Genomic DNA, 17,957 nt, shown 5'->3' with positions numbered 1-17,957 from the left:
TTTTCGTGGTGCTTGCGAACCAGGCCTTGAAGAGAGGCGTCAGTCGCGCACGTTCAGCTCTCGGTCAGTGACAGCAGGATCTTCTTGTAGCTGTCAAAGCGCACGCGGCCTATCTCGCCGCTGTCGACCGCCTGAAGCAGGGCGCAGCCCGGTTCCTTCTCGTGCTTGCAGTCACGGAAGCGGCATAGCCCCAGGTAGTCGTGGAATTCACGGAAGCCATCGGTGACCTGCTCCGGCGTCAGGTGGACCAGGCCGAATTCACGGATACCGGGTGAGTCGATCAGATCACCGCCGTCCGGCATGTGATAGAGCCAGGCCGTGGTGGTGGTGTGCATGCCCTGGCGTGATTCGGTGGAGAGCGGGCCGACACGTATCTCTTCTCGGGGCAGCAGCATGCCGACAAGTGACGACTTGCCGACGCCACTCTGACCGACGAACACCGAGGTGCGATCGCTCAGCTGTGCCTTCAGGGCGTCCAGGCCTGCCTCGCCGCGCGTGGTACAGGCGACGACGTCGTAGCCGAGTGCCTCGTAGCGTGCCAGCAGGTCACGCAGCACACCACCGCTCTCGGGCAGGAGGTCAACCTTGTTGAGCACCAGCACTGGCGTGATGCCGGTGGCTTCCGCAGCGATCAGGTAGCGGTCGATCAGATTGGGTTGTGGCGCGGGTTCGGCGGCGAACACGATCATGATCTGGTCGATGTTGGCGGCCACCGGCTTGAGCACCCCCCGCATGTCCGGGCGTTCAAGCTCGGTAGTGCGGGCACCGCGTGCCACCACCACACCCGTGGCATCGCTGGCTTCACGCCAGATCACGCGGTCACCGGTGACCAGCGTTTCCAGGTTGGCGCGCAGGTGGCAGCGATGCAGGCTGCCGGATTCACTTTCGACTTCCAGGCTGCGCCCGTAGTGGGCAATGACACGGCCGTGCTGTTCCGGGCCGTATTCGCCGGCGTCGAGCTTGTCGCGGTCCTGCGTCTCGCGCTTTTCGGCGCGCTTGGTACGCTCGGCCTGGACCTTCTCGATGCGCCATTGTTGCTGGCGGCTTAGCTTGCGTTTGCTCATGCTTGGCTGGTGACTCCGGTCGCCGTTCGTTCGCCAGGGATGGGAGCGTCTTCCCCCCTCTGCGGCGCGATTGTACCCTTTGCGCCCTCGGGTGTCGTGCGACACCCCGGGATGGCGTGTGATACTGCCGTCACAGGCGGATCCTCAGCGTCTTCCCATTCCCCGTTCAGCAAGGAGTGACCCATGGCAAATCCCACCGCGCAGGCCGATCGACTCATCTGGATCGACCTGGAAATGACCGGGCTGGACCCCGCGCGTGAGCGCATCATCGAGGTGGCCACGCTGGTCACCGACGGAGATCTCAACCTGATTGCCGAAGGGCCGGTGCTGGCCGTGCATCAGCCGGACAGCCTGCTGGAGGCGATGGATGAATGGAACACGCGCACCCACGGCGAATCCGGACTGGTGACGCGCGTCAAGGAAAGTCAGATCGATACCGCCGAAGCCGAACGTCAGACTCTCGAGTTCCTGGCCCGCCACGTGGCGGCAGGCGCCTCGCCGATGTGCGGCAACAGCGTGCATCAGGACCGCCGTTTCCTGCAGCATGAGATGCCGTTGCTGGAAGCGTTCTTCCATTACCGCAACATCGATGTCTCGACCCTCAAGGAACTCGCCAAGCGCTGGAATCCGGCCGCGCTGGACGGTTTCAAGAAGCGGGCGACTCACCAGGCGATGGATGATATCCGCGAGTCACTGGCGGAGCTTGCGCATTACCGCAAGACCTTCCTCAAGCTGACCCAGCAGGGCATCGTCTGAACGACGCAGGGTGAGAGTCTCAGAGCGCGGTGGCCAGACGGGCGCCGCGCTTGATGGCTTGCTCCTTCAGTGCCCAGCGCACGTGCTCGCGCAGTGGCTCGCTGGGATAGGGCAGGCGGGCACGCAGGACATGCTCGACCTGCTCCGACCAGGGCGCATTGCCCAGTCCGATGGCGATGTTGGAGAGCCACTTCTCATAGCCGATACGCCGGATGGGGCTGCCTTGCGTCTTGTCGAGGAACTCCTGCTCCCCCCAGCAGAACAGCCGGATCAACTCGATGCGATCCAGATCATGGCGTGGCGAGAAATCCGCCTCCTGGGTCGCCTTGGCAAAGCGCGTGAAGGGACAGAACAGCTGGCAGTCGTCGCAGCCATAGATGCGGTTGCCCATGGCACGGCGGAATTCTTCGGGGATGGCGCCATCCAGCTCGATGGTCAGGTAGGAGATGCAGCGGCGTGCATCGACGACCTTGTCCTCGACGATGGCATCCGTCGGGCAGGCGACCTTGCAGGCGTTGCAGCTGCCACAGTGTTCCTTCTCGAAGGGGGCATCCACCGGCAGAGGCAGGTCGGTGTAGAGTTCGCCCAGGAAGAACAGGCAGCCGGCCTGCTGGTTCATCAGCATGGCGTTCTTGCCGAACCAGCCGATACCGGCCTTCTGGGCCAGCGCGCGCTCCATGACCGGAGCGGAGTCGACGAAGGCGCGGTAGCCGAACGTGCCGACTTCCTTCTCTATCTGCTTGGCCAGGTTGGCCAGCCGCTTGCGCATCAGCTTGTGGTAATCGCGTCCCAGCGCGTAGCGTGAGACGTAGGCGCGCTCGGGCTGGCTGAGTACCTGGGTGGTCTCGACCTCGGGCGGCAGGTAGTCGAGGCGCACGCTGATGACGCGCAGCGTGCCGGGCACCAGCTCCTCCGGGCGCGTGCGTCTGGTGCCGTGCTTGGCCATGAAGTTCATCTCGCCGTGATGACCATTGGCCAGCCAACGTTCCAGGTAGGCCTCGTGTTCCGAGAGGTCGACATCGGTGATCCCGACCTGCTGAAACCCCAGTTCGCGCCCCCATGTCTTGATGCGGGCTGCCAGTTCCGCCATGGCCTGAGGGTCGGCGACGCGCGAGTCAGCACCGGATGTCTCGGCGGGAGAGCTTGCGGCTGCGTCGGCGGGCAGGGACATGGTGGCGGATGAAGCAGGCATGGGCATTCCAGCTGGACAGGATGTTCAGGAGCATGGTGCACGCTGGCGTCTCACGGCGAGGAGTCGGCGGTGCGTGCGAAAGGGCGCCACCTTAGCGTAACTTGCCGATCAGCCCAAGCGGCATGTGAGGTGTGCGCTACCCAGTATTTCAGGGCGTGCGGCGTCGCTTTTCCAGGGCGCGGGCACGACTCAGTTTATCAGACATGGAGTGTGGGCATGGCCGTGAGCGATTCCTCTAACCCCTGCGATGTGACGCCGGTCTCATCCGCCACTCAAGCCTTGTGGCGTTCGGTCAATTGCCTGTGGCCCATCGCGGCGCTGCGTGACCTCGAGCATTGGCTGCTGGCGGAAGAGACCGTCTCGATGACCAACGGCTTGCCTGAAGCGTCGGTGGACAAGCGTCTGATGGGGCGGGCGGCGCAGTCAGCCTTCGACCTGCTGCGGCAGCGATGGCCCGAGACGCGCAGATTGTGTGTCCTGTGTGGTGGCGGCAACAATGCGGGCGACGGCTATCTGGTGGCGCGTCTTGCCCAGCTGGCGGGGTTCGAGGTGCGCATCATCGCTTTGAAGGATGAGGCGCAATTGACGGGCGATGCCCAGCTGGCCGCGATTGCCGCGCGGGAAGCCGGGGTCGAGCGTCACCCCTGGCCACAAGATACCGTCACGGCAGAATCATTGGTGAAGGGCTGGCCATTGCTGCTGGACGCCCTGACCGGTATCGGTCTGCGCGAGGCGCCCCGCGGCGCGGTCGCCCACGCCATCGAGCTGATCAACCAACGTCACCGGGAGGGCGCGCATGTCATGGCGCTGGATGTGCCCTCGGGGCTTGATGCCGCCACGGGGGCGGTGGCCGGTGTCGCCGTGGAGGCGGATGTCACGCTGACATTTCTGGTCGACAAGCCGGGTCTGCACACCGGGCGCGCCGAGCTGCATGCCGGACACGTCAGTCTGGCGCGGCTTGGTGCGGCTCGGGTGTTGCCGGAGGTGGTCAAGCAGACCCGAACGGCAGCGCTGCTGGCGTGCGAGTCCGTGCAGCGCCTCACGCCACGCTGGCTGGAGACCGAGCTGGTGCCGCGCTCTCCGCTGGCGCACAAGGGGGATGCCGGCAGCGTGCTGGTCTTTGGCGGCGGGCCGGGGCTTGGCGGCTCCGTTCTGCTGGCCAGTGAAGCCGCCGCGCGTGCCGGTGCCGGCAAGGTGGCGCTGCTTACCGCGCCGGCGCATGTCAGCGCCAGCCTGACACGCTGCCCGGAAGTCATGGTGCGTGGTCTCAAGAGCGGGCCGGAGGGCAGCAGTCATGACGGGTTTGCCGTACTGGAAGCCCAGATGGCACAGGCCAGCGTGACACTGGTCGGCCCCGGCATGGGGACGGAGCCGCTGGAGAGCCTGTTGTGGGGCTGGGGAGGACTGTCTCGCGTGCTCGCGGCCGACCAGCCGCTGGTGGTGGATGCCGACGCCCTGAGCCTGCTGGCCTGGCGAGCCGGTGAAGGTGAGGTGATCCGACGCGACGATTGGGTGTTGACGCCGCATCCTGGAGAGGCGGCGCGCCTGCTGGGCTGCTCGGTGGCACAGGTCGAGCAGGACCGGCCCGGCGCCGTGCGTGCCCTGCAGCAAAGATATGGCGGCAGTGTGGTGCTCAAGGGGGCCGGCAGTCTGATTGCCAGTCCCGCCGGCGTACTGGAAGGGCCAGACGTGGCGCTGTGTCCCTATGGCAATCCCGGCATGGCCAGTGGCGGCATGGGGGACGTGCTGGGCGGCATCATTGCGGGGCTGGCGGCCCAGGCGCTCAATGGTGGCTTCGATGCACGCCAGTCACGCACCCATGAGCAGGGCACGGCACAGGCGGCGCATGTCACGCGTTGCATGGCGCAGGCGGCACGGGTCGGCGTGCTGGTGCACGCCCTGGCCGCCGACCGTGCGGTGCAGGAGCGCGGCGAGCGTGGCCTGCTCGCGGGTGATCTGGCATCCTATATGCATTTATTGCTCAATCCACGGGCCCGAAATGCGCATACTCCTGTCTGATGAAAATGCCCAGGTTGCCTTTGGCAGCCAGCTGGGCGACGTCCTTGCCGGCCGAGGGCTGGTGTTCCTGGAAGGTGAGCTGGGGGCCGGCAAGACGACTCTCACGCGTGGCGTGCTGCGTGCCTACGGGCATGAGGGGGCGGTGAAGAGTCCGACCTATACCCTGGTGGAGCCCTATGTGCTGCCACGTCCCGAGGGCGGCGAATGGCACATCAATCATTTCGATCTCTACCGGCTGGCTGACCCGGAGGAGCTTGAGTTCATCGGCGGGCGAGACCTGCTTGCCGATGACAGCCTGGCGCTGATCGAGTGGCCAAGCTGTGGTCAGGGCTTCCTGCCGGTGCCGGACCTGCGCGTGACGTTGTCCGTCGCCGAGCAGGGCCGCGAGGCCGAGTTGCATGCCCTCACACCGCGAGGAGAGGGTTGGCTTGAGGCACTGGCCGAGCGACGCGCCTCTCAGGCATGATGGCGCCTGACGTGCCGTATCATCTTCGTGGCTGCGTCTGGTCATCCTTCGCTATATTCATCCATGTTCCTTCTGTTCGAGTCACCCTTTCCGATGCCTGAAACTGCGCCCCAATCCTCTCGCCTGCGCATGATGCGCGGTCTACGTCGCTGCCTGGCGGGGGGGGTGATGTGCTCGCTGGCAAGTCTCGCGCTCGCTCCCCAGGCGCTGGCCGCCAAGGTCGAGAATCTGCGGTTGTGGACCGCGCCGGACCACACGCGGCTGGTGTTCGATCTCGATAGCGCAGCCAGTGCCAACATCTTCAGCCTCGACAATCCTCGGCGTCTGGTGATCGACCTCGCGGCAAGCGAGGTGGCCAGCAACGCGGTGAAGCGCAAGCTCGATGCGCTGGATCTGGAAGGCAGTGCCATCAAGGCGATCCGTACCGGACGACAGGACGATGCCCTGCGGGTCGTGCTGGATCTGACGCGCCAGGTCAATCCCAAGGACTTCACGCTGGCGCCGAACGACAAGTACGGCAACCGTCTGGTGGTGGACCTCGAGTTCCCGGGCGAGTCCGCGGTCGAGAATCCCATTGACCCGATCGAAGCCCGTATCCGCGAGCAGGAGCAGGCGGCAGCCAAGCGCAAGCTGAAGGGCGAGCCTGCCGCGCCGCTGCCGAGCAGCAAGGCGGCGACGCATCCCAAGCGCGATATCATCATCGCCATTGACCCCGGTCACGGCGGTGAGGACCCGGGCGCCAGCGGCCCGAGCGGCACCAAGGAGAAGGATGTGGTGCTCAAGATCGGCAAGCGTCTCAAGCGCATGTTCGACGAGCAGCCCGGCTTCAAGGCCATCCTGACCCGCAACAGCGATTACTACATCCCGCTGCGCAAGCGTACCGAGATCGCGCGTGAGCAGAAGGCAGACTTCTTCGTCTCGGTGCACGCCGACGCCTTCAACAGTCCGCGGCCGCATGGCAGCTCGGTCTTTGCGCTTTCCAGCCGAGGCGCCACCTCAGAGACCGCCCGCTGGCTGGCGGCCACCGAGAACCGTGCTGACCTGATCGGCGGCGTGGATGGCCACCTCAGCCTGAATGACAAGGATGAGATGCTGCGCGGCGTGCTGCTGGACCTGACCATGACCGCCACGCTCAATGATTCATTGGCGGCAGGCAGCGGCGTGCTGGCCAATCTGGGCCGCATCAACTCGCTGCACAAGCGTCAGGTGGAGCAGGCCGGCTTCGTGGTGCTCAAGTCGCCGGACATCCCGTCTCTGCTGGTGGAAACGGGCTTCATCTCCAATCCCCAGGAAGAGCGCAACCTCAACAGTGGCGCCTATCAGGAAAAGCTGGCGCGCTCGATCTTCTCGGGTATCCAGAGTCACTTCGAGCGCAATCCGCCGCCTGCCAGTCTGCTGGCATGGCGACGCAGCCAGGCACGAGGCGGCAACGGTGGCGAGTATCGCGTCAAGAGTGGCGATACGCTGTCGGAAGTCGCACAGCGTCACAACGTGAGCATGGCCGCGCTGAAGCAGGCCAATGGCATGAGCGGGGACACGGTCCGCGTCGGTCAGGTGCTCAAGATTCCGCGCGGCTGAGTGTCAGGCCGCCTGTTCCTTCGACGTGGCGGCAGGCGGGCGTGGCGGCCCGAGCACGCTATTCACCGGGCATGAAGCCCGTCGACTGTCCGCAGCCCCGGCTCTTGCGTGCTCGCCGCACGGAGAGGCCGGGTCGGCGGGCAGTGTCGTTTTCAGAGAGACGCCCTCTACGCATGCATAATCAGGAGTTCTTCCATGTCCGTCGAGCCATCTGATACGGATGTCGCTGAAACACGTGAGCGGCGTATCCGCATTCTCAATCCGCGTCTTGCCAACCAGATCGCGGCGGGCGAGGTGGTGGAGCGACCGGCCTCCGTGGTCAAGGAGCTGGTCGAGAACGCCATCGATGCCGGCAGTACGCGCATCGAGCTGGAACTGGAAGGCGGCGGTGCGCGGCTGATTCGCGTGCGTGACAACGGCTGCGGCATCACCGAGGAGGATCTGCCGCTGGCCCTGTCACGTCACGCGACCAGCAAGATCGAGAGCCTTGATGACCTGGAAGGAGTGGCGAGTCTCGGCTTTCGAGGGGAGGCATTGGCCTCGATCAGCTCGGTCTCGCGCCTGGAGCTGTTCTCGAACGTCTCGGATGAGCCCGCCAATGGCTGGCGGGTGGTGGCGGAAGGCCGTGAGATGTCGCCGCGTGTCTCGCCGGCGCCCCATCCGCGTGGCACCAGCGTGGCCGTGCGTGACCTGTTCTTCAATACGCCGGCGCGTCGCAAGTTCATGCGTACCGAGAAGACCGAATTCGGCCATGTCGAAGAAAGCTTCCGGCGTCTCGCGCTGTCGCGTCACGACATCGGCTGGACGTTGCGCCACAACCAGAAGGTGGTGCATCAGCTGCGTGCCGGCGAGGACACGCTGACGGTGGAGCGCCGGATCGGCGCACTGCTGGGCCGCAACTTCCTCGAGCATGCGCTGCATCTGGATATCGAGGCCTCCGGCTTGCGTCTCTCCGGCTGGGTCGGCTTGCCGACGCATTCGCGTGCCCAGGCGGACCAGCAGTATTTCTTCGTCAATGGCCGCGTGGTGCGTGACCGTCTGGTCGCGCATGCTGTGCGTCAGGCCTATCGCGACGTGCTGTTCCACGGCCGGCATCCGGTGTTCGTGCTCTATCTGGAGCTGGACCCCACGGTGGTGGATGTCAACGTTCACCCCACCAAGCACGAAGTGCGCTTCCGCGACGGACGCCTGGTGCACGACTTCCTGTTCTCCAGCCTGCACAAGGCACTGGCCGAGGTGCGCCCCGGTGACAACAGCGCCGCGCCCACCGGTATCGAGGGCCAGGAGAAGGAGGAGGATCCCGGCTGGCAGCAGCAGGGCATGCGTCTCGGGCGTCAGGAGCAGGATGCGCAGGAGCATGGTGCGTCAGCGCAGTCATCCCCTGGTGGTGGTGCGTCGGCCGGGAAGGATCAGTCAGCCGCTGCAGGTGAGCCGTCAGGTGCTGCCGCGCCCTGGAAGCCATCGTCACAGCTGCCGCCGGCCGGAGATGGCCGCTCCAGCGAGCGCCTGAGTGCTGAGCGGGTGCGTCAGTTCATGGCCGGCTATCGTGCGTTGCATCCCAGCGAAGACCATCTGCTGACGCCGGGTGGCGGGCCTGCGGGCACGACGCCTGAGCATGGCGCTGCTCGCGACCCTGCCGCCATCGCCAGTGCCGAGCGCGAGGCGCGGCGCGCCCCGCGTGTCACCCTGGGCGAAGGGATGCGCCAAGGTGAGGATGACGCACCGGCCGGTATCAGCGAATCTGCCGCCGGTTGGCAGGTCTCGGCACCGTCAGCGGAGCCATCGTCGGGAGTCCCGGCAGAGAATGTGTCCGCTGACGGTGCCACGCCTGTCGCCTCTGACATCGTGATGCGTGGCCTGCCAGCCCAGAGCGCCGAGGATGATACGCCACCGCTGGGCTACGCCATCGCGCAGCTGCACGGGGTCTACATCCTGTCGCAGACCTCGCGTGGACTGGTGATGGTCGACATGCACGCTGCCCACGAGCGCATCACCTACGAGCGCATGAAGCGCCATGTGCATGGCGGCGGTCATCTGGAGGCCCAGCCGCTGCTGGTGCCGGTGTCACTTGCCGTCAGTTCGCGCGAGATGGGGACCTTCGAGCGCGAATCCGAGGCATTCACGCGTCTTGGCGTCGAGCTGGACGCCGCCGGACCGGAAACCCTGCTGGTGCGGCAGGTGCCGGTGGTGCTCGGCAATGCCGATGTCGAGCCACTGGTGCGCGGCATGCTGGAGGATCTCGAGCGTTACGGCCGCAGCGATCGCATGGAAGCTCACATGAATGAGCTGCTCGCGGACATGGCCTGCCGGGGCAGCGTGCGGGCCAATCGTCGCCTGACGGTTCCCGAGATGAATGCCCTGCTGCGAGACATGGAGCGCACCGAGCGCTCCGGTCAGTGCAATCATGGCCGTCCTACCTGGACCGAACTTTCCATGAATGAACTCGACAAGCTGTTCCTGCGTGGGCAGTAAGCCTGCCCGGTATCGACAGTGGTTCACCCTTGATTCACCTCCTAGCCCAGACAATAGGTCATGACCCAGACGCAATCCCCCGACATTTCCCCCCGTGCCGCGCATGAGCTGGCTGACAAACCGCCCGTCATGCTGTTGATGGGGCCGACAGCCTCCGGCAAGACGGACCTGGCCATCCGCTGGCACGAGGAGCAGGGGGCGGAGCTGGTGAGCGTCGATTCCGCGCTGATCTATCGTGGCATGGACATCGGGACCGCCAAGCCCAGCGCCGAAGAGCTGGCGCGGGCGCCGCATCGGTTGATCGACTTTCTGGATCCGCTGGAGAGCTATTCGGCAGCGGAGTTTCGTCGCGATGCACTGGCGCATATCGCCGAGATCCAGTCCCGCGGCAAGATGCCGCTGCTGGTCGGTGGCACCATGATGTATTTCAAGCGGCTGCTGGAAGGTGTGGCGGAGCTGCCGGCGGCGGATCCCGCGCTGCGTGAACAGCTGGAAGCACGCGCCAGAGACGAAGGGCTGCCGGCGCTGCATGCGCAGCTTGCCAGGCTGGATCCGGCGAGCGCCGAGAGAATTCGGCCCTCGGACCCGCAGCGTCTGACACGTGCGCTGGAAGTCTGTCTGTTGAGCGGGCGATCGATGACGGAGCTGCTCGCGGAGCAGCCGGAAGCCGAGCTTCCGTTCCGGCCGATCCCGATCGCACTGGCGCCCCATGACAGAGCCGTGTTACATGAACGTATCGAGACGCGTTTTGACCAGATGCTGGAACAGGGCCTGATTGGCGAGGTCGAAGCGCTGAAGGCTCGCTCGGAGCTGCACCCCGGGCTGCCCTCGATACGCTGCGTCGGCTATCGTCAGGTGTGGGATTATCTGGAGGGGCATCTGACGCGTGACGAGATGCGTGAGCGTGGCATCATTGCCACCCGCCAGCTCGCCAAGCGTCAATTGACCTGGCTGCGTAGCTGGAAGGGGATTCACCACGTGGATTCCATGGGTGTAAATCCTTACAGTGAAACCTTGAAAATCGTGCGCCAGACCAGCACTTAGCGTAACATGAGCTGTCACGACCCGCGCCCGTGAAGCCCCCCAAAGAGGGCAACCCGGAGCGCTGGCGAACATAACCATACTTGCCTCGAACGAGACATTTTTTACGGAGAGTCACATGTCCAAAGGTCAATCACTCCAGGACCCGTACCTGAACATCCTGCGCAAGGAACGTATTCCGGTCTCGATCTTCCTGGTCAACGGCATCAAGCTGCAGGGCCAGATCGAATCCTTCGATCAATTCGTCATCCTGCTGCGCAATACCGTCTCCCAGATGGTTTACAAGCACGCTATCTCAACCGTGGTGCCCTCGCGCAATGTGCGCCTGCCGGCCCAGGATGCGACCGTGCCCTCCACAGAAAGCTGAAATCCGAGGCGCTGATTGTTCTTCGAACGACCCGAAGCCGGTGAAACGGCCGTCCTGGTCCATGTCAATTTCCGGGACGAAAAAGAACGCGAGGATGCCGGTGAGCTCCTCGAACTCGTACGTTCGGCAGGCGCCGTGCCGGCCACCCTCATCGAGGGTAGCCGGCCCCGCCCTGACTCCCGTACGTTCATCGGAGAAGGCAAGCTTGAGGAAGTGCGTGAGGCCCTGGCCGAGCACCAAGCCGAGCTTGTGATCTTCAACCATTCATTGAGCCCTTCCCAGCAGCGCAATCTTGAAGGTTCGCTCCAGTGTCGCGTGATCGACCGCACCGGTCTGATCCTCGACATCTTTGCCCAGCGCGCGCGTACCCACGAGGGCAAGCTGCAGGTGGAGCTCGCTCAGCTCGAGTACATGTCCACCCGCCTGGTGCGTGGCTGGACCCACCTTGAGCGTCAGAAGGGCGGTATCGGTCTGCGTGGCCCGGGGGAAACCCAGCTCGAGACCGACCGTCGTCTGCTGCGTGCCCGGATCAAGTCGATCCACAAGCGGCTCGAGAAGGTGCACAAGCAGCGCGATCAGAACCGCCGTGCTCGGGCACGTGCCGAGATCCCCAGCCTGTCACTGGTCGGCTATACCAACGCCGGCAAGTCGACGCTGTTCAATGCGCTGACCACCTCTGAGGTCTATGCGGCGGATCAGCTGTTCGCCACGCTCGACCCGACGCTGCGCCGTCTGGAGCTGGAAGACGTGGGCCCTGCGGTGCTTGCGGATACCGTCGGCTTCATTCGGCACCTGCCGCACAAGCTGGTGGAAGCGTTCCAGGCCACCCTGCAGGAAGCCGCCGAGGCGGACCTGCTGGTGCACGTCATCGATGCGGCTGACCCGGAAAATGATCGCAATACCGAGCAGGTCAACGAGGTGCTCAACGAGATTGAGGCCGGTGACGTGCCACGCCTGCTGGTCATGAACAAGGTCGATCGCCTCGACATGGCGCCGCGTATCGAGCGCGACGGCTTCGGGCGTCCGCTGGTCGTATGGTTGTCGGCGCGTGACGGCAAGGGGCTGGATCTGCTGATGCAGGCCTTCTCCGAGCTGCTGTCAGACAATGTCATCTCGACCCGTCTGACGCTGGGGCCGGAGAAGTCACGCCTGCGTGCCGGTCTGCATGAGCTGGATGCCGTCAAGAGTGAAGCGTATGACGAGCAGGGCAATGCGTTGATGGACATTCGTCTCGAGAAGCGCGACTTTCTCCAGCTGTTGTCGCATCTTGGGGAATCTCCCGAGGCCTACCTCGGGGGCGAGCATGACGATCGTGAGGCCTGGCAGCGTGAGCTGTCTGCCGAGCGCGCCGAGAAGCATCGCCTCTCGGTGACGCACAAGTCCTGACGCAGTGATTGCGTCATCTGGCATCTGCAGGTACCTGATGCAGATGCCCTTGCACGGATAGTGACGTGCAGCGAGCAACAGGCATTCGACGTGAAGGGATTGTCGGATGCCGCCTGGCAGAGGATGGTTGTCAGGCAGGGCCATGGCCTTCTCCCGCAAGGGGCGCGCCGCCGTGTCATAGCAAAGAACCGGTCATCAATTGCCGGGGACGATTCCCGGCAACGAAAGCCGGCATGGGCGGCGTCATCATAATGACGAGCGGAACATCGACTGAGTGGAGACGACGTATGGCTTGGAATGAGCCGGGTGGCGGCAACCAGCATGACCCCTGGAGTGGCGGTGGCCGCAACGGGGACAAGAAAGGGGGTGGAGGCAACGGCGGTGGCAACGGTGGACCGCCCGACCTCGACGAAGCGCTGAAGAAGTTCCAGGACAAGCTCAACGGCATGCTGGGCAACGGCCGCAAGCGTCGTGGCGGCAGCGGAGGCGGTAACGGCGGCAGTGGTGGCAGCACCAATGCCTTTGCCCTGCCGGGCATCATCGGGGTGGTGCTGGTCGCCATCTGGGCGGCTTCCGGTTTCTATCTGGTCGATCAGTCCGAACGTGGCGTGGTGCTTCGCTTCGGCAAGTACAACGACATCGTCGGCCCGGGTCTGCACTGGAATCCGCCGATCATCGATGACGTGCGCGAGATCAACGTCACCAAGGTGCGCTCGCTCTCCCAGACCAAGTCGATGCTGACGCAGGACGAGAACATCGTCGAAGTGCAGATGTCCGTCCAGTATCAGGTATCCAACCCGCGTGACTTCCTGCTCAACGTGCGTGCTCCCGAGGTCAGCCTCGAGAACGCCATGGATTCTGCATTGCGTCACGAAGTCGGCAGCGCCGACATGAACGACATCCTGACCTCCGGGCGTGAGCTGCTGGCCAGCAACGTCAAGTCGCGTCTGCAGTCCTACCTGGACAACTATGGCGTGGGTCTGACATTGCAGACCATCAACGTCGAGTCCACGTCGGCGCCGGCAGCGGTCCAGGATTCCTTCGATGACGTCATCAAGGCTCGTGAGGATCGTCAGCGCACGATCAACCAGGCATTGGCCTACGAGAACTCGATTCTCCCGGCGGCTCAAGGTCAGGCGCAGCGCATCATCGAGGAAGCCGAAGGGTACAAGGAGTCGGTGGTGGCCAAGTCCCAGGGTGAGGCCAATCGCTTCACTTCCCTGCTGACCGAGTACCAGAAGGCACCGGAGATCATCCGCGAGCGCATGTACCTCGAGACCATGGGGGAAGTGCTCGGCAAGACCAACAAGGTGCTGGTGGATGTCGAGAACGGCAACTCCCTCATGTACCTGCCGTTGGACAAGCTGGCTGGCAAGTCCAATGCCACGTCCGAGGATGCCAGTGGCATGAGTCGCAGTGAGTTGGATCGCGTGTCCCGACAGGCGAGCGACGCTCTCGGCCGCAGCAGCCAGAGCAGCAATGACAGCAGCAACAGCATTCGTCGGGAGGGTCGTCAATGATCAACAATCGCTCACTGATGGCCGTGGCGGGTCTGGCCGTCGTTGCCTGGTTCGCCAGCAATAGCCTCTACACGATCGATGAGACCCAGCGCGCCATCAAGCTCAAGTTTGGTGAGGTGGTGGAAGACAACATCCAGCCGGGCCTGCATTTCAAGTTGCCGGTCTACAACACGATTCGTACCTTCGATACGCGCGTGTTGACACTGGATGCCCAGGCGAGCCGTTATCTGACCCGCGAGAAGAAGGCGGTCATCGTCGACTCCTTCGTCAAGTGGAAGATCATCGACCCGAAGCGCTACTACGAGGCGACGTCCGGTGATGAGCAGATGGCAGAGCGTCTGATCGCGCCGCGTGTCGACGAGAGTCTGCGTAACGAGTTCGGCAAGCTCGAGTTGGTACAGATCATCTCCGAACAGCGTGATGCGCTGATGAAGAAGCCCACCGAAGAGCTCGACGCGGTGATGCGCAAGGAACTGGGGGTGTCGATTCTCGATATCCGCGTCAAGCGCATCGACCTGCCGGACGAAGTCTCTCAGGCGGTCTATGAGCGCATGAAGACCGAGCGTCAGCGTGAGGCACGTGAATATCGTGCCCAGGGTCAGGAGCAGGCCGAGAAGATCCAGGCCAATGCGGACCGCCGTCGTTCGGTACTGCTTGCGCAGGCTGAAGAGCAGGCGCAGACCCTGCGTGGTGAGGGGGACGCATCAGCGGCCGCCATCTACGCTGCGGCTTACGGGGCGGATCTGGAGTTCTTCCGCTTCTATCGCTCGCTGCAGGCCTATCGCGACAGCTTCAAGGGTGATGGCAACATGATGGTCATCCAGCCGGATAGCGAATTCTTCCGCTTCTTCAAGGATTCGCAGGGCGGCTCTCAGTAACGGCTGACCGTCCGCATCGTCATCAGGCGAACAGATGACGATGCCGCGGATGAACCCCGCACGAAGTCTCGTGTGGGGTTCATCCCGAAAGGATTCATGCTAGACTCCTGCAACCGGGCACCGCCCGGTTTTTTTGTGGCCGTTTTTCCTCTATCGACGACGTTCCCACGAAGTCCCGATGGGCCCCGGACAGGCGCTGTCAGCGTGACAGTCCTTGCTCGCGAAGCCGCCTCAAGGCGCGGTTCGAGCCTGTCTCACGCCGTGTTTCAAGGGCGTTGCCGTCGAGTGTCCAGCGTGTTGCGCGGGTGTTTCGTCACTGAGTTGCAGCGGCATGTCCCTGCACTGACGGCACGCGCGATACGCGCCACTCCTTGTCAAAAATTTCTCGCAGGATAGCGCAATGACCATCGCAGATCGCTGGCTCCTCCCGGATGGCATGGATGAGGTACTGCCGCCTCAGGCAACCCGTATGGAGGCGCTGCGCCGCGCGCTGCTCGACCTCTATCATCGCTTCGGCTATGACCTGGTGCTGCCGCCTCCCGTCGAATTCCTTGATTCCCTGCTGACCGGCACCGGTACCGAGCTTGACCTTCAGACCTTCAAGCTGACAGATCAGATGACCGGGCGCATGATGGGAGCCAGTGCCGATGTCACCCCGCAGGTGGCACGCATGGATGCCCACTCCCTGCATCGTGAAGGGCCGGTGCGTCTGTGCTACTGCGCCAACGTGCTGCGTACCAAGGCGGACAAGCATCAGGGCGGACGCAGCCCGGTGCAGGTCGGTGCCGAGCTGTTCGGTCATGCTGGCCTTGAGGCCGACCACGAGATCCTGCACCTTGCACTGACCAGCCTCGAGCAGGCCGGTGCTGGCGAGCTGCACCTGGCGCTGGGGCACATCGGCATCTATCGTGCCTTGATCGCCGAAGCCGGCATGAGCGACGAGCACGAGCGCGAGCTGTTCGCCGCCATCGAACGCAAGCAGTATTCCGCTCTCGATGCATTGATCGATCGGGTGGTGGGTGACAAGGTGGTGGCGGGCATGCTCAAGACCCTGCCGCACCTGCACGGGGATGAAGAGATTCTTGCCCAGGCCCGGACCGCCTTTGCCGGCGCGCCCGCTGCCGTCGCCGGCGCACTGGATCAGCTTGCCGCCCTCAGTCAGGTCGTGCGTGAGCGTCATCCGCAGGTCACGCTGTACTTCGATCTCGCCGAACTGCGCGGCTATGAATATCACACCGGCATGGTGTTCGCGGCCTATGTGCCGGGCTACGGTCAGGCGCTGGCCAAGGGCGGGCGCTACGACGATACTGGGCGTGCCTTCGGACGTGCGCGTCCGGCCACCGGCTTCTCGATGGACCTGAAGCAGCTGGCGTCGCTCGCCGTGCAGCCTCCGGCCTGCGATGGCATCTGGGCACCGGCGCTCAATGACAGCGCGCTGCGCGAGTGTGTCGATCAGCTGCGCGCCGACGGCGAGCGTGTCATCGCCGCGCTGCCGGGCCAGACCACCGGTGCCGATGCGCACCGTTGCAACCGCGAGCTTGTCCAGGTCGATGGCGCCTGGCAGGTCGTGACGCTGCAGTCGTGATCCGCTGACGGCCACGCGTGCCAGCCAGCAGAACAGCAGGGGCCACCAGGTCCCGAGGTGCAGCTGCCCTTGAGGTGGCTGCACTTGTGAGTGGGTTTTCACCGACGGTTATTCACCGAAAGAGACTAGGAATCATGGGCAAGAATGTAGTCGTGCTCGGCACCCAATGGGGTGATGAAGGCAAGGGCAAGGTCGTTGACCTGCTGACCGAATCCGCCAGCGCCGTCGTGCGCTTCCAGGGTGGCCACAACGCCGGCCATACACTGGTGCTGGATGGCAAGAAGACCGTTCTTCACCTGATCCCGTCCGGTATCCTGCACCCGGGCAAGACCTGCGTCATCGGCAACGGCGTCGTGCTGTCTCCGGAAGCGCTGATCAAGGAGATCCGTGAGCTGGAAGCCAATGACGTGCCGGTACGTGACCGTCTGCGTCTGTCGCCGGCTTGCCCGCTGATCCTGTCCTATCACGTGCGCCTGGATCAGGCGCGCGAGAAGGCGCGTGGTGTCGCCAAGATCGGCACCACGGGTCGTGGCATCGGGCCGGCCTACGAAGACAAGGTCGCGCGTCGTGGTCTGCGTCTGGGTGACATGCTCCACCGTGAGCGTTTCGCCTCCAAGCTGGGCGAAGTGCTGGACTACCACAACTTCGTGCTGCAGCACTATCACGGTGAAGCGCCGGTCGACTTCCAGCAGGTGCTGGACGAAGCCATGGAAATGGCCGAAGAGCTGCGTCCGATGGTCTGCGACACCGTGGACCTGGTCCACTCCGTGCGCAAGGCCAACGAGAACATCCTCTTCGAGGGTGCTCAGGGCTCACTGCTCGACATCGACCACGGTACCTACCCGTACGTCACCAGCTCCAACACCACTGCCGGCGGCACCGCCACCGGTTCCGGTGTCGGCCCGCTGTATCTCGACTACGTGCTGGGCATCACCAAGGCCTACACCACCCGTGTCGGTTCCGGCCCGTTCCCGACCGAGCTGTTCGATGAGTTCGGCCGTCACCTGGCCGAGCGTGGCCACGAATTCGGTGCTACCACCGGTCGTGCGCGTCGTTGTGGCTGGTTCGATGCCGTCGCCCTGCGTCACGCCGTGCAGATCAACTCGGTCAGCGGCATCTGCCTGACCAAGCTGGACGTGCTGGATGGTCTCGAGAACATCCGGGTCTGCATCGGCTATCGCAGCAAGGATGGCGACGTGCTGGACAACCCGGTGGATTCCGAAGGCTATGAAGCCATCGAGCCGCTCTACCAGGATCTGCCGGGCTGGAGCGACTCCACCATCGGCGTGCGTGAAGTCGAGAAGCTGCCGGCCAATGCCCGTGCCTACATCAGCTTCCTGGAAGAGCAGGTCGGCGTGCCGATCGACATCATCTCCACCGGCCCGGATCGCAACGAGACCATCGTGCTGCGCAATCCGTTCCACGACTGATCATGACCACGTCGCTTTCCTGAGCGGCGCGTGATGTCGAGATGATGCAAGACCAAGACACCCCGTCGGGATTTCCCGGCGGGGTGTCTTGCGTTCCAAGGCTGGCAGCAGAAGGGCTTGTACAGGCTTGAGAGTGGCAGGATGGAGTGGTCAGTAGGAATTTTAAATGGGAATGATTGTTATTTTTGTTGTGATCGGCGGCT

14 protein-coding genes are annotated in these 17,957 nt (G+C 64.1%); 12 read left to right on the top strand and 2 right to left on the bottom strand.

Features of this window, described 5'->3' with window-relative positions; all coding sequences use genetic code 11:
* Positions 1-53 precede the first annotated feature (53 nt).
* A complete protein-coding gene (rsgA, locus tag QD228_RS00240) occupies positions 54-1,064 on the bottom strand; it encodes a small ribosomal subunit biogenesis GTPase RsgA (protein WP_077372474.1) in 1,011 nt (336 codons plus the stop codon).
* A gap of 183 nt (positions 1,065-1,247) precedes the next feature.
* Here rsgA and orn point away from each other — a divergent pair, with 183 nt between their 5' ends.
* The gene (gene orn / locus QD228_RS00235; RefSeq protein ID WP_084209058.1) at positions 1,248-1,820 is read left to right on the top strand and encodes an oligoribonuclease; all 573 of its coding nucleotides are present in this window, start codon (positions 1,248-1,250) and stop codon (positions 1,818-1,820) included.
* 19 nt (positions 1,821-1,839) lie between these two features.
* Here orn and queG read toward each other — a convergent pair whose 3' ends face one another.
* A complete protein-coding gene (gene queG / locus QD228_RS00230) occupies positions 1,840-2,910 on the bottom strand; it encodes a tRNA epoxyqueuosine(34) reductase QueG (RefSeq protein WP_176493290.1) in 1,071 nt (356 codons plus the stop codon).
* Positions 2,911-3,234: 324 nt separating this feature from the next.
* On the opposite strand from queG, the gene QD228_RS00225 reads away from it, so the two are divergent.
* The 11 genes from QD228_RS00225 (at position 3,235) to QD228_RS00175 (ending at position 17,754) form a co-directional block, all read left to right on the top strand.
* The gene (locus QD228_RS00225; protein WP_169477165.1) at positions 3,235-5,031 is read left to right on the top strand and encodes an NAD(P)H-hydrate dehydratase; all 1,797 of its coding nucleotides are present in this window, start codon (positions 3,235-3,237) and stop codon (positions 5,029-5,031) included.
* The gene (gene tsaE, locus QD228_RS00220) at positions 5,012-5,497 is read left to right on the top strand and encodes a tRNA (adenosine(37)-N6)-threonylcarbamoyltransferase complex ATPase subunit type 1 TsaE (protein ID WP_136938177.1); all 486 of its coding nucleotides are present in this window, start codon (positions 5,012-5,014) and stop codon (positions 5,495-5,497) included. The genes QD228_RS00225 and tsaE overlap by 20 nt, the downstream gene beginning before the upstream one ends.
* Positions 5,498-5,665: 168 nt before the next feature.
* Positions 5,666-7,075, top strand: coding sequence for an N-acetylmuramoyl-L-alanine amidase (locus tag QD228_RS00215; protein ID WP_279874307.1), 1,410 nt, complete (start codon positions 5,666-5,668; stop codon positions 7,073-7,075).
* A 195-nt stretch (positions 7,076-7,270) separates the two neighbouring features.
* The gene (gene mutL / locus QD228_RS00210; RefSeq protein ID WP_279874019.1) at positions 7,271-9,547 is read left to right on the top strand and encodes a DNA mismatch repair endonuclease MutL; all 2,277 of its coding nucleotides are present in this window, start codon (positions 7,271-7,273) and stop codon (positions 9,545-9,547) included.
* Positions 9,548-9,607: 60 nt separating this feature from the next.
* Positions 9,608-10,591, top strand: a complete 984-nt coding sequence (gene miaA / locus QD228_RS00205) for a tRNA (adenosine(37)-N6)-dimethylallyltransferase MiaA (RefSeq protein WP_279874017.1) — start codon at positions 9,608-9,610, stop codon at positions 10,589-10,591.
* A gap of 115 nt (positions 10,592-10,706) precedes the next feature.
* Positions 10,707-10,955 (top strand): RNA chaperone Hfq, encoded by a 249-nt coding sequence (hfq, locus tag QD228_RS00200; RefSeq protein ID WP_065392483.1) that lies wholly within the window; start codon positions 10,707-10,709, stop codon positions 10,953-10,955.
* Positions 10,956-10,970: 15 nt separating this feature from the next.
* The gene (gene hflX, locus QD228_RS00195; protein WP_065392482.1) at positions 10,971-12,341 is read left to right on the top strand and encodes a ribosome rescue GTPase HflX; all 1,371 of its coding nucleotides are present in this window, start codon (positions 10,971-10,973) and stop codon (positions 12,339-12,341) included.
* A 287-nt stretch (positions 12,342-12,628) separates the two neighbouring features.
* Positions 12,629-13,861, top strand: a complete 1,233-nt coding sequence (hflK, locus tag QD228_RS00190; protein WP_077372495.1) for an FtsH protease activity modulator HflK — start codon at positions 12,629-12,631, stop codon at positions 13,859-13,861.
* Positions 13,858-14,739 carry a protease modulator HflC gene (hflC, locus tag QD228_RS00185; protein ID WP_077372498.1) on the top strand — a complete coding sequence of 294 codons (882 nt, stop codon included), beginning with the start codon at positions 13,858-13,860 and terminating at the stop codon, positions 14,737-14,739. Before hflK ends, hflC begins: the two co-directional genes overlap by 4 nt.
* Before the next feature lie 400 nt (positions 14,740-15,139).
* Complete coding sequence (locus tag QD228_RS00180; RefSeq protein ID WP_077372501.1) at positions 15,140-16,324, top strand: ATP phosphoribosyltransferase regulatory subunit; 1,185 nt, start codon at positions 15,140-15,142, stop codon at positions 16,322-16,324.
* 134 nt (positions 16,325-16,458) lie between these two features.
* Positions 16,459-17,754, top strand: coding sequence for an adenylosuccinate synthase (locus QD228_RS00175; RefSeq protein ID WP_077372504.1), 1,296 nt, complete (start codon positions 16,459-16,461; stop codon positions 17,752-17,754).
* Positions 17,755-17,957 lie beyond the last annotated feature (203 nt).

Source organism: Cobetia sp. 3AK (assembly GCF_029846335.1).
GTDB lineage: Bacteria > Pseudomonadota > Gammaproteobacteria > Pseudomonadales > Halomonadaceae > Cobetia > Cobetia marina.
The sequence above is the reverse complement of the archived record's forward strand: the minus strand, read 5'-3'. Positions and strand labels throughout refer to the sequence as shown.

Bases quoted from the DNA above. Each gene is read 5' to 3' on its own strand.
- QD228_RS00175 (WP_077372504.1), top strand. From the start codon at position 16,459: ATGGGCAAGAATGTAGTCGTGCTCGGCACCCAATGGGGTGATGAAGGC.
- hfq (WP_065392483.1), top strand. From the start codon at position 10,707: ATGTCCAAAGGTCAATCACTCCAGGACCCGTACCTGAACATCCTGCGC.
- QD228_RS00215 (WP_279874307.1), top strand. From the start codon at position 5,666: ATGTGCTCGCTGGCAAGTCTCGCGCTCGCTCCCCAGGCGCTGGCCGCC.
- miaA (WP_279874017.1), top strand. From the start codon at position 9,608: ATGACCCAGACGCAATCCCCCGACATTTCCCCCCGTGCCGCGCATGAG.
- mutL (WP_279874019.1), top strand. From the start codon at position 7,271: ATGTCCGTCGAGCCATCTGATACGGATGTCGCTGAAACACGTGAGCGG.
- orn (WP_084209058.1), top strand. From the start codon at position 1,248: ATGGCAAATCCCACCGCGCAGGCCGATCGACTCATCTGGATCGACCTG.
- queG (WP_176493290.1), bottom strand. From the start codon at position 2,910: ATGGCGGAACTGGCAGCCCGCATCAAGACATGGGGGCGCGAACTGGGG.
- hflC (WP_077372498.1), top strand. From the start codon at position 13,858: ATGATCAACAATCGCTCACTGATGGCCGTGGCGGGTCTGGCCGTCGTT.
- QD228_RS00180 (WP_077372501.1), top strand. From the start codon at position 15,140: ATGACCATCGCAGATCGCTGGCTCCTCCCGGATGGCATGGATGAGGTA.
- hflK (WP_077372495.1), top strand. From the start codon at position 12,629: ATGGCTTGGAATGAGCCGGGTGGCGGCAACCAGCATGACCCCTGGAGT.
- tsaE (WP_136938177.1), top strand. From the start codon at position 5,012: ATGCGCATACTCCTGTCTGATGAAAATGCCCAGGTTGCCTTTGGCAGC.
- rsgA (WP_077372474.1), bottom strand. From the start codon at position 1,064: ATGAGCAAACGCAAGCTAAGCCGCCAGCAACAATGGCGCATCGAGAAG.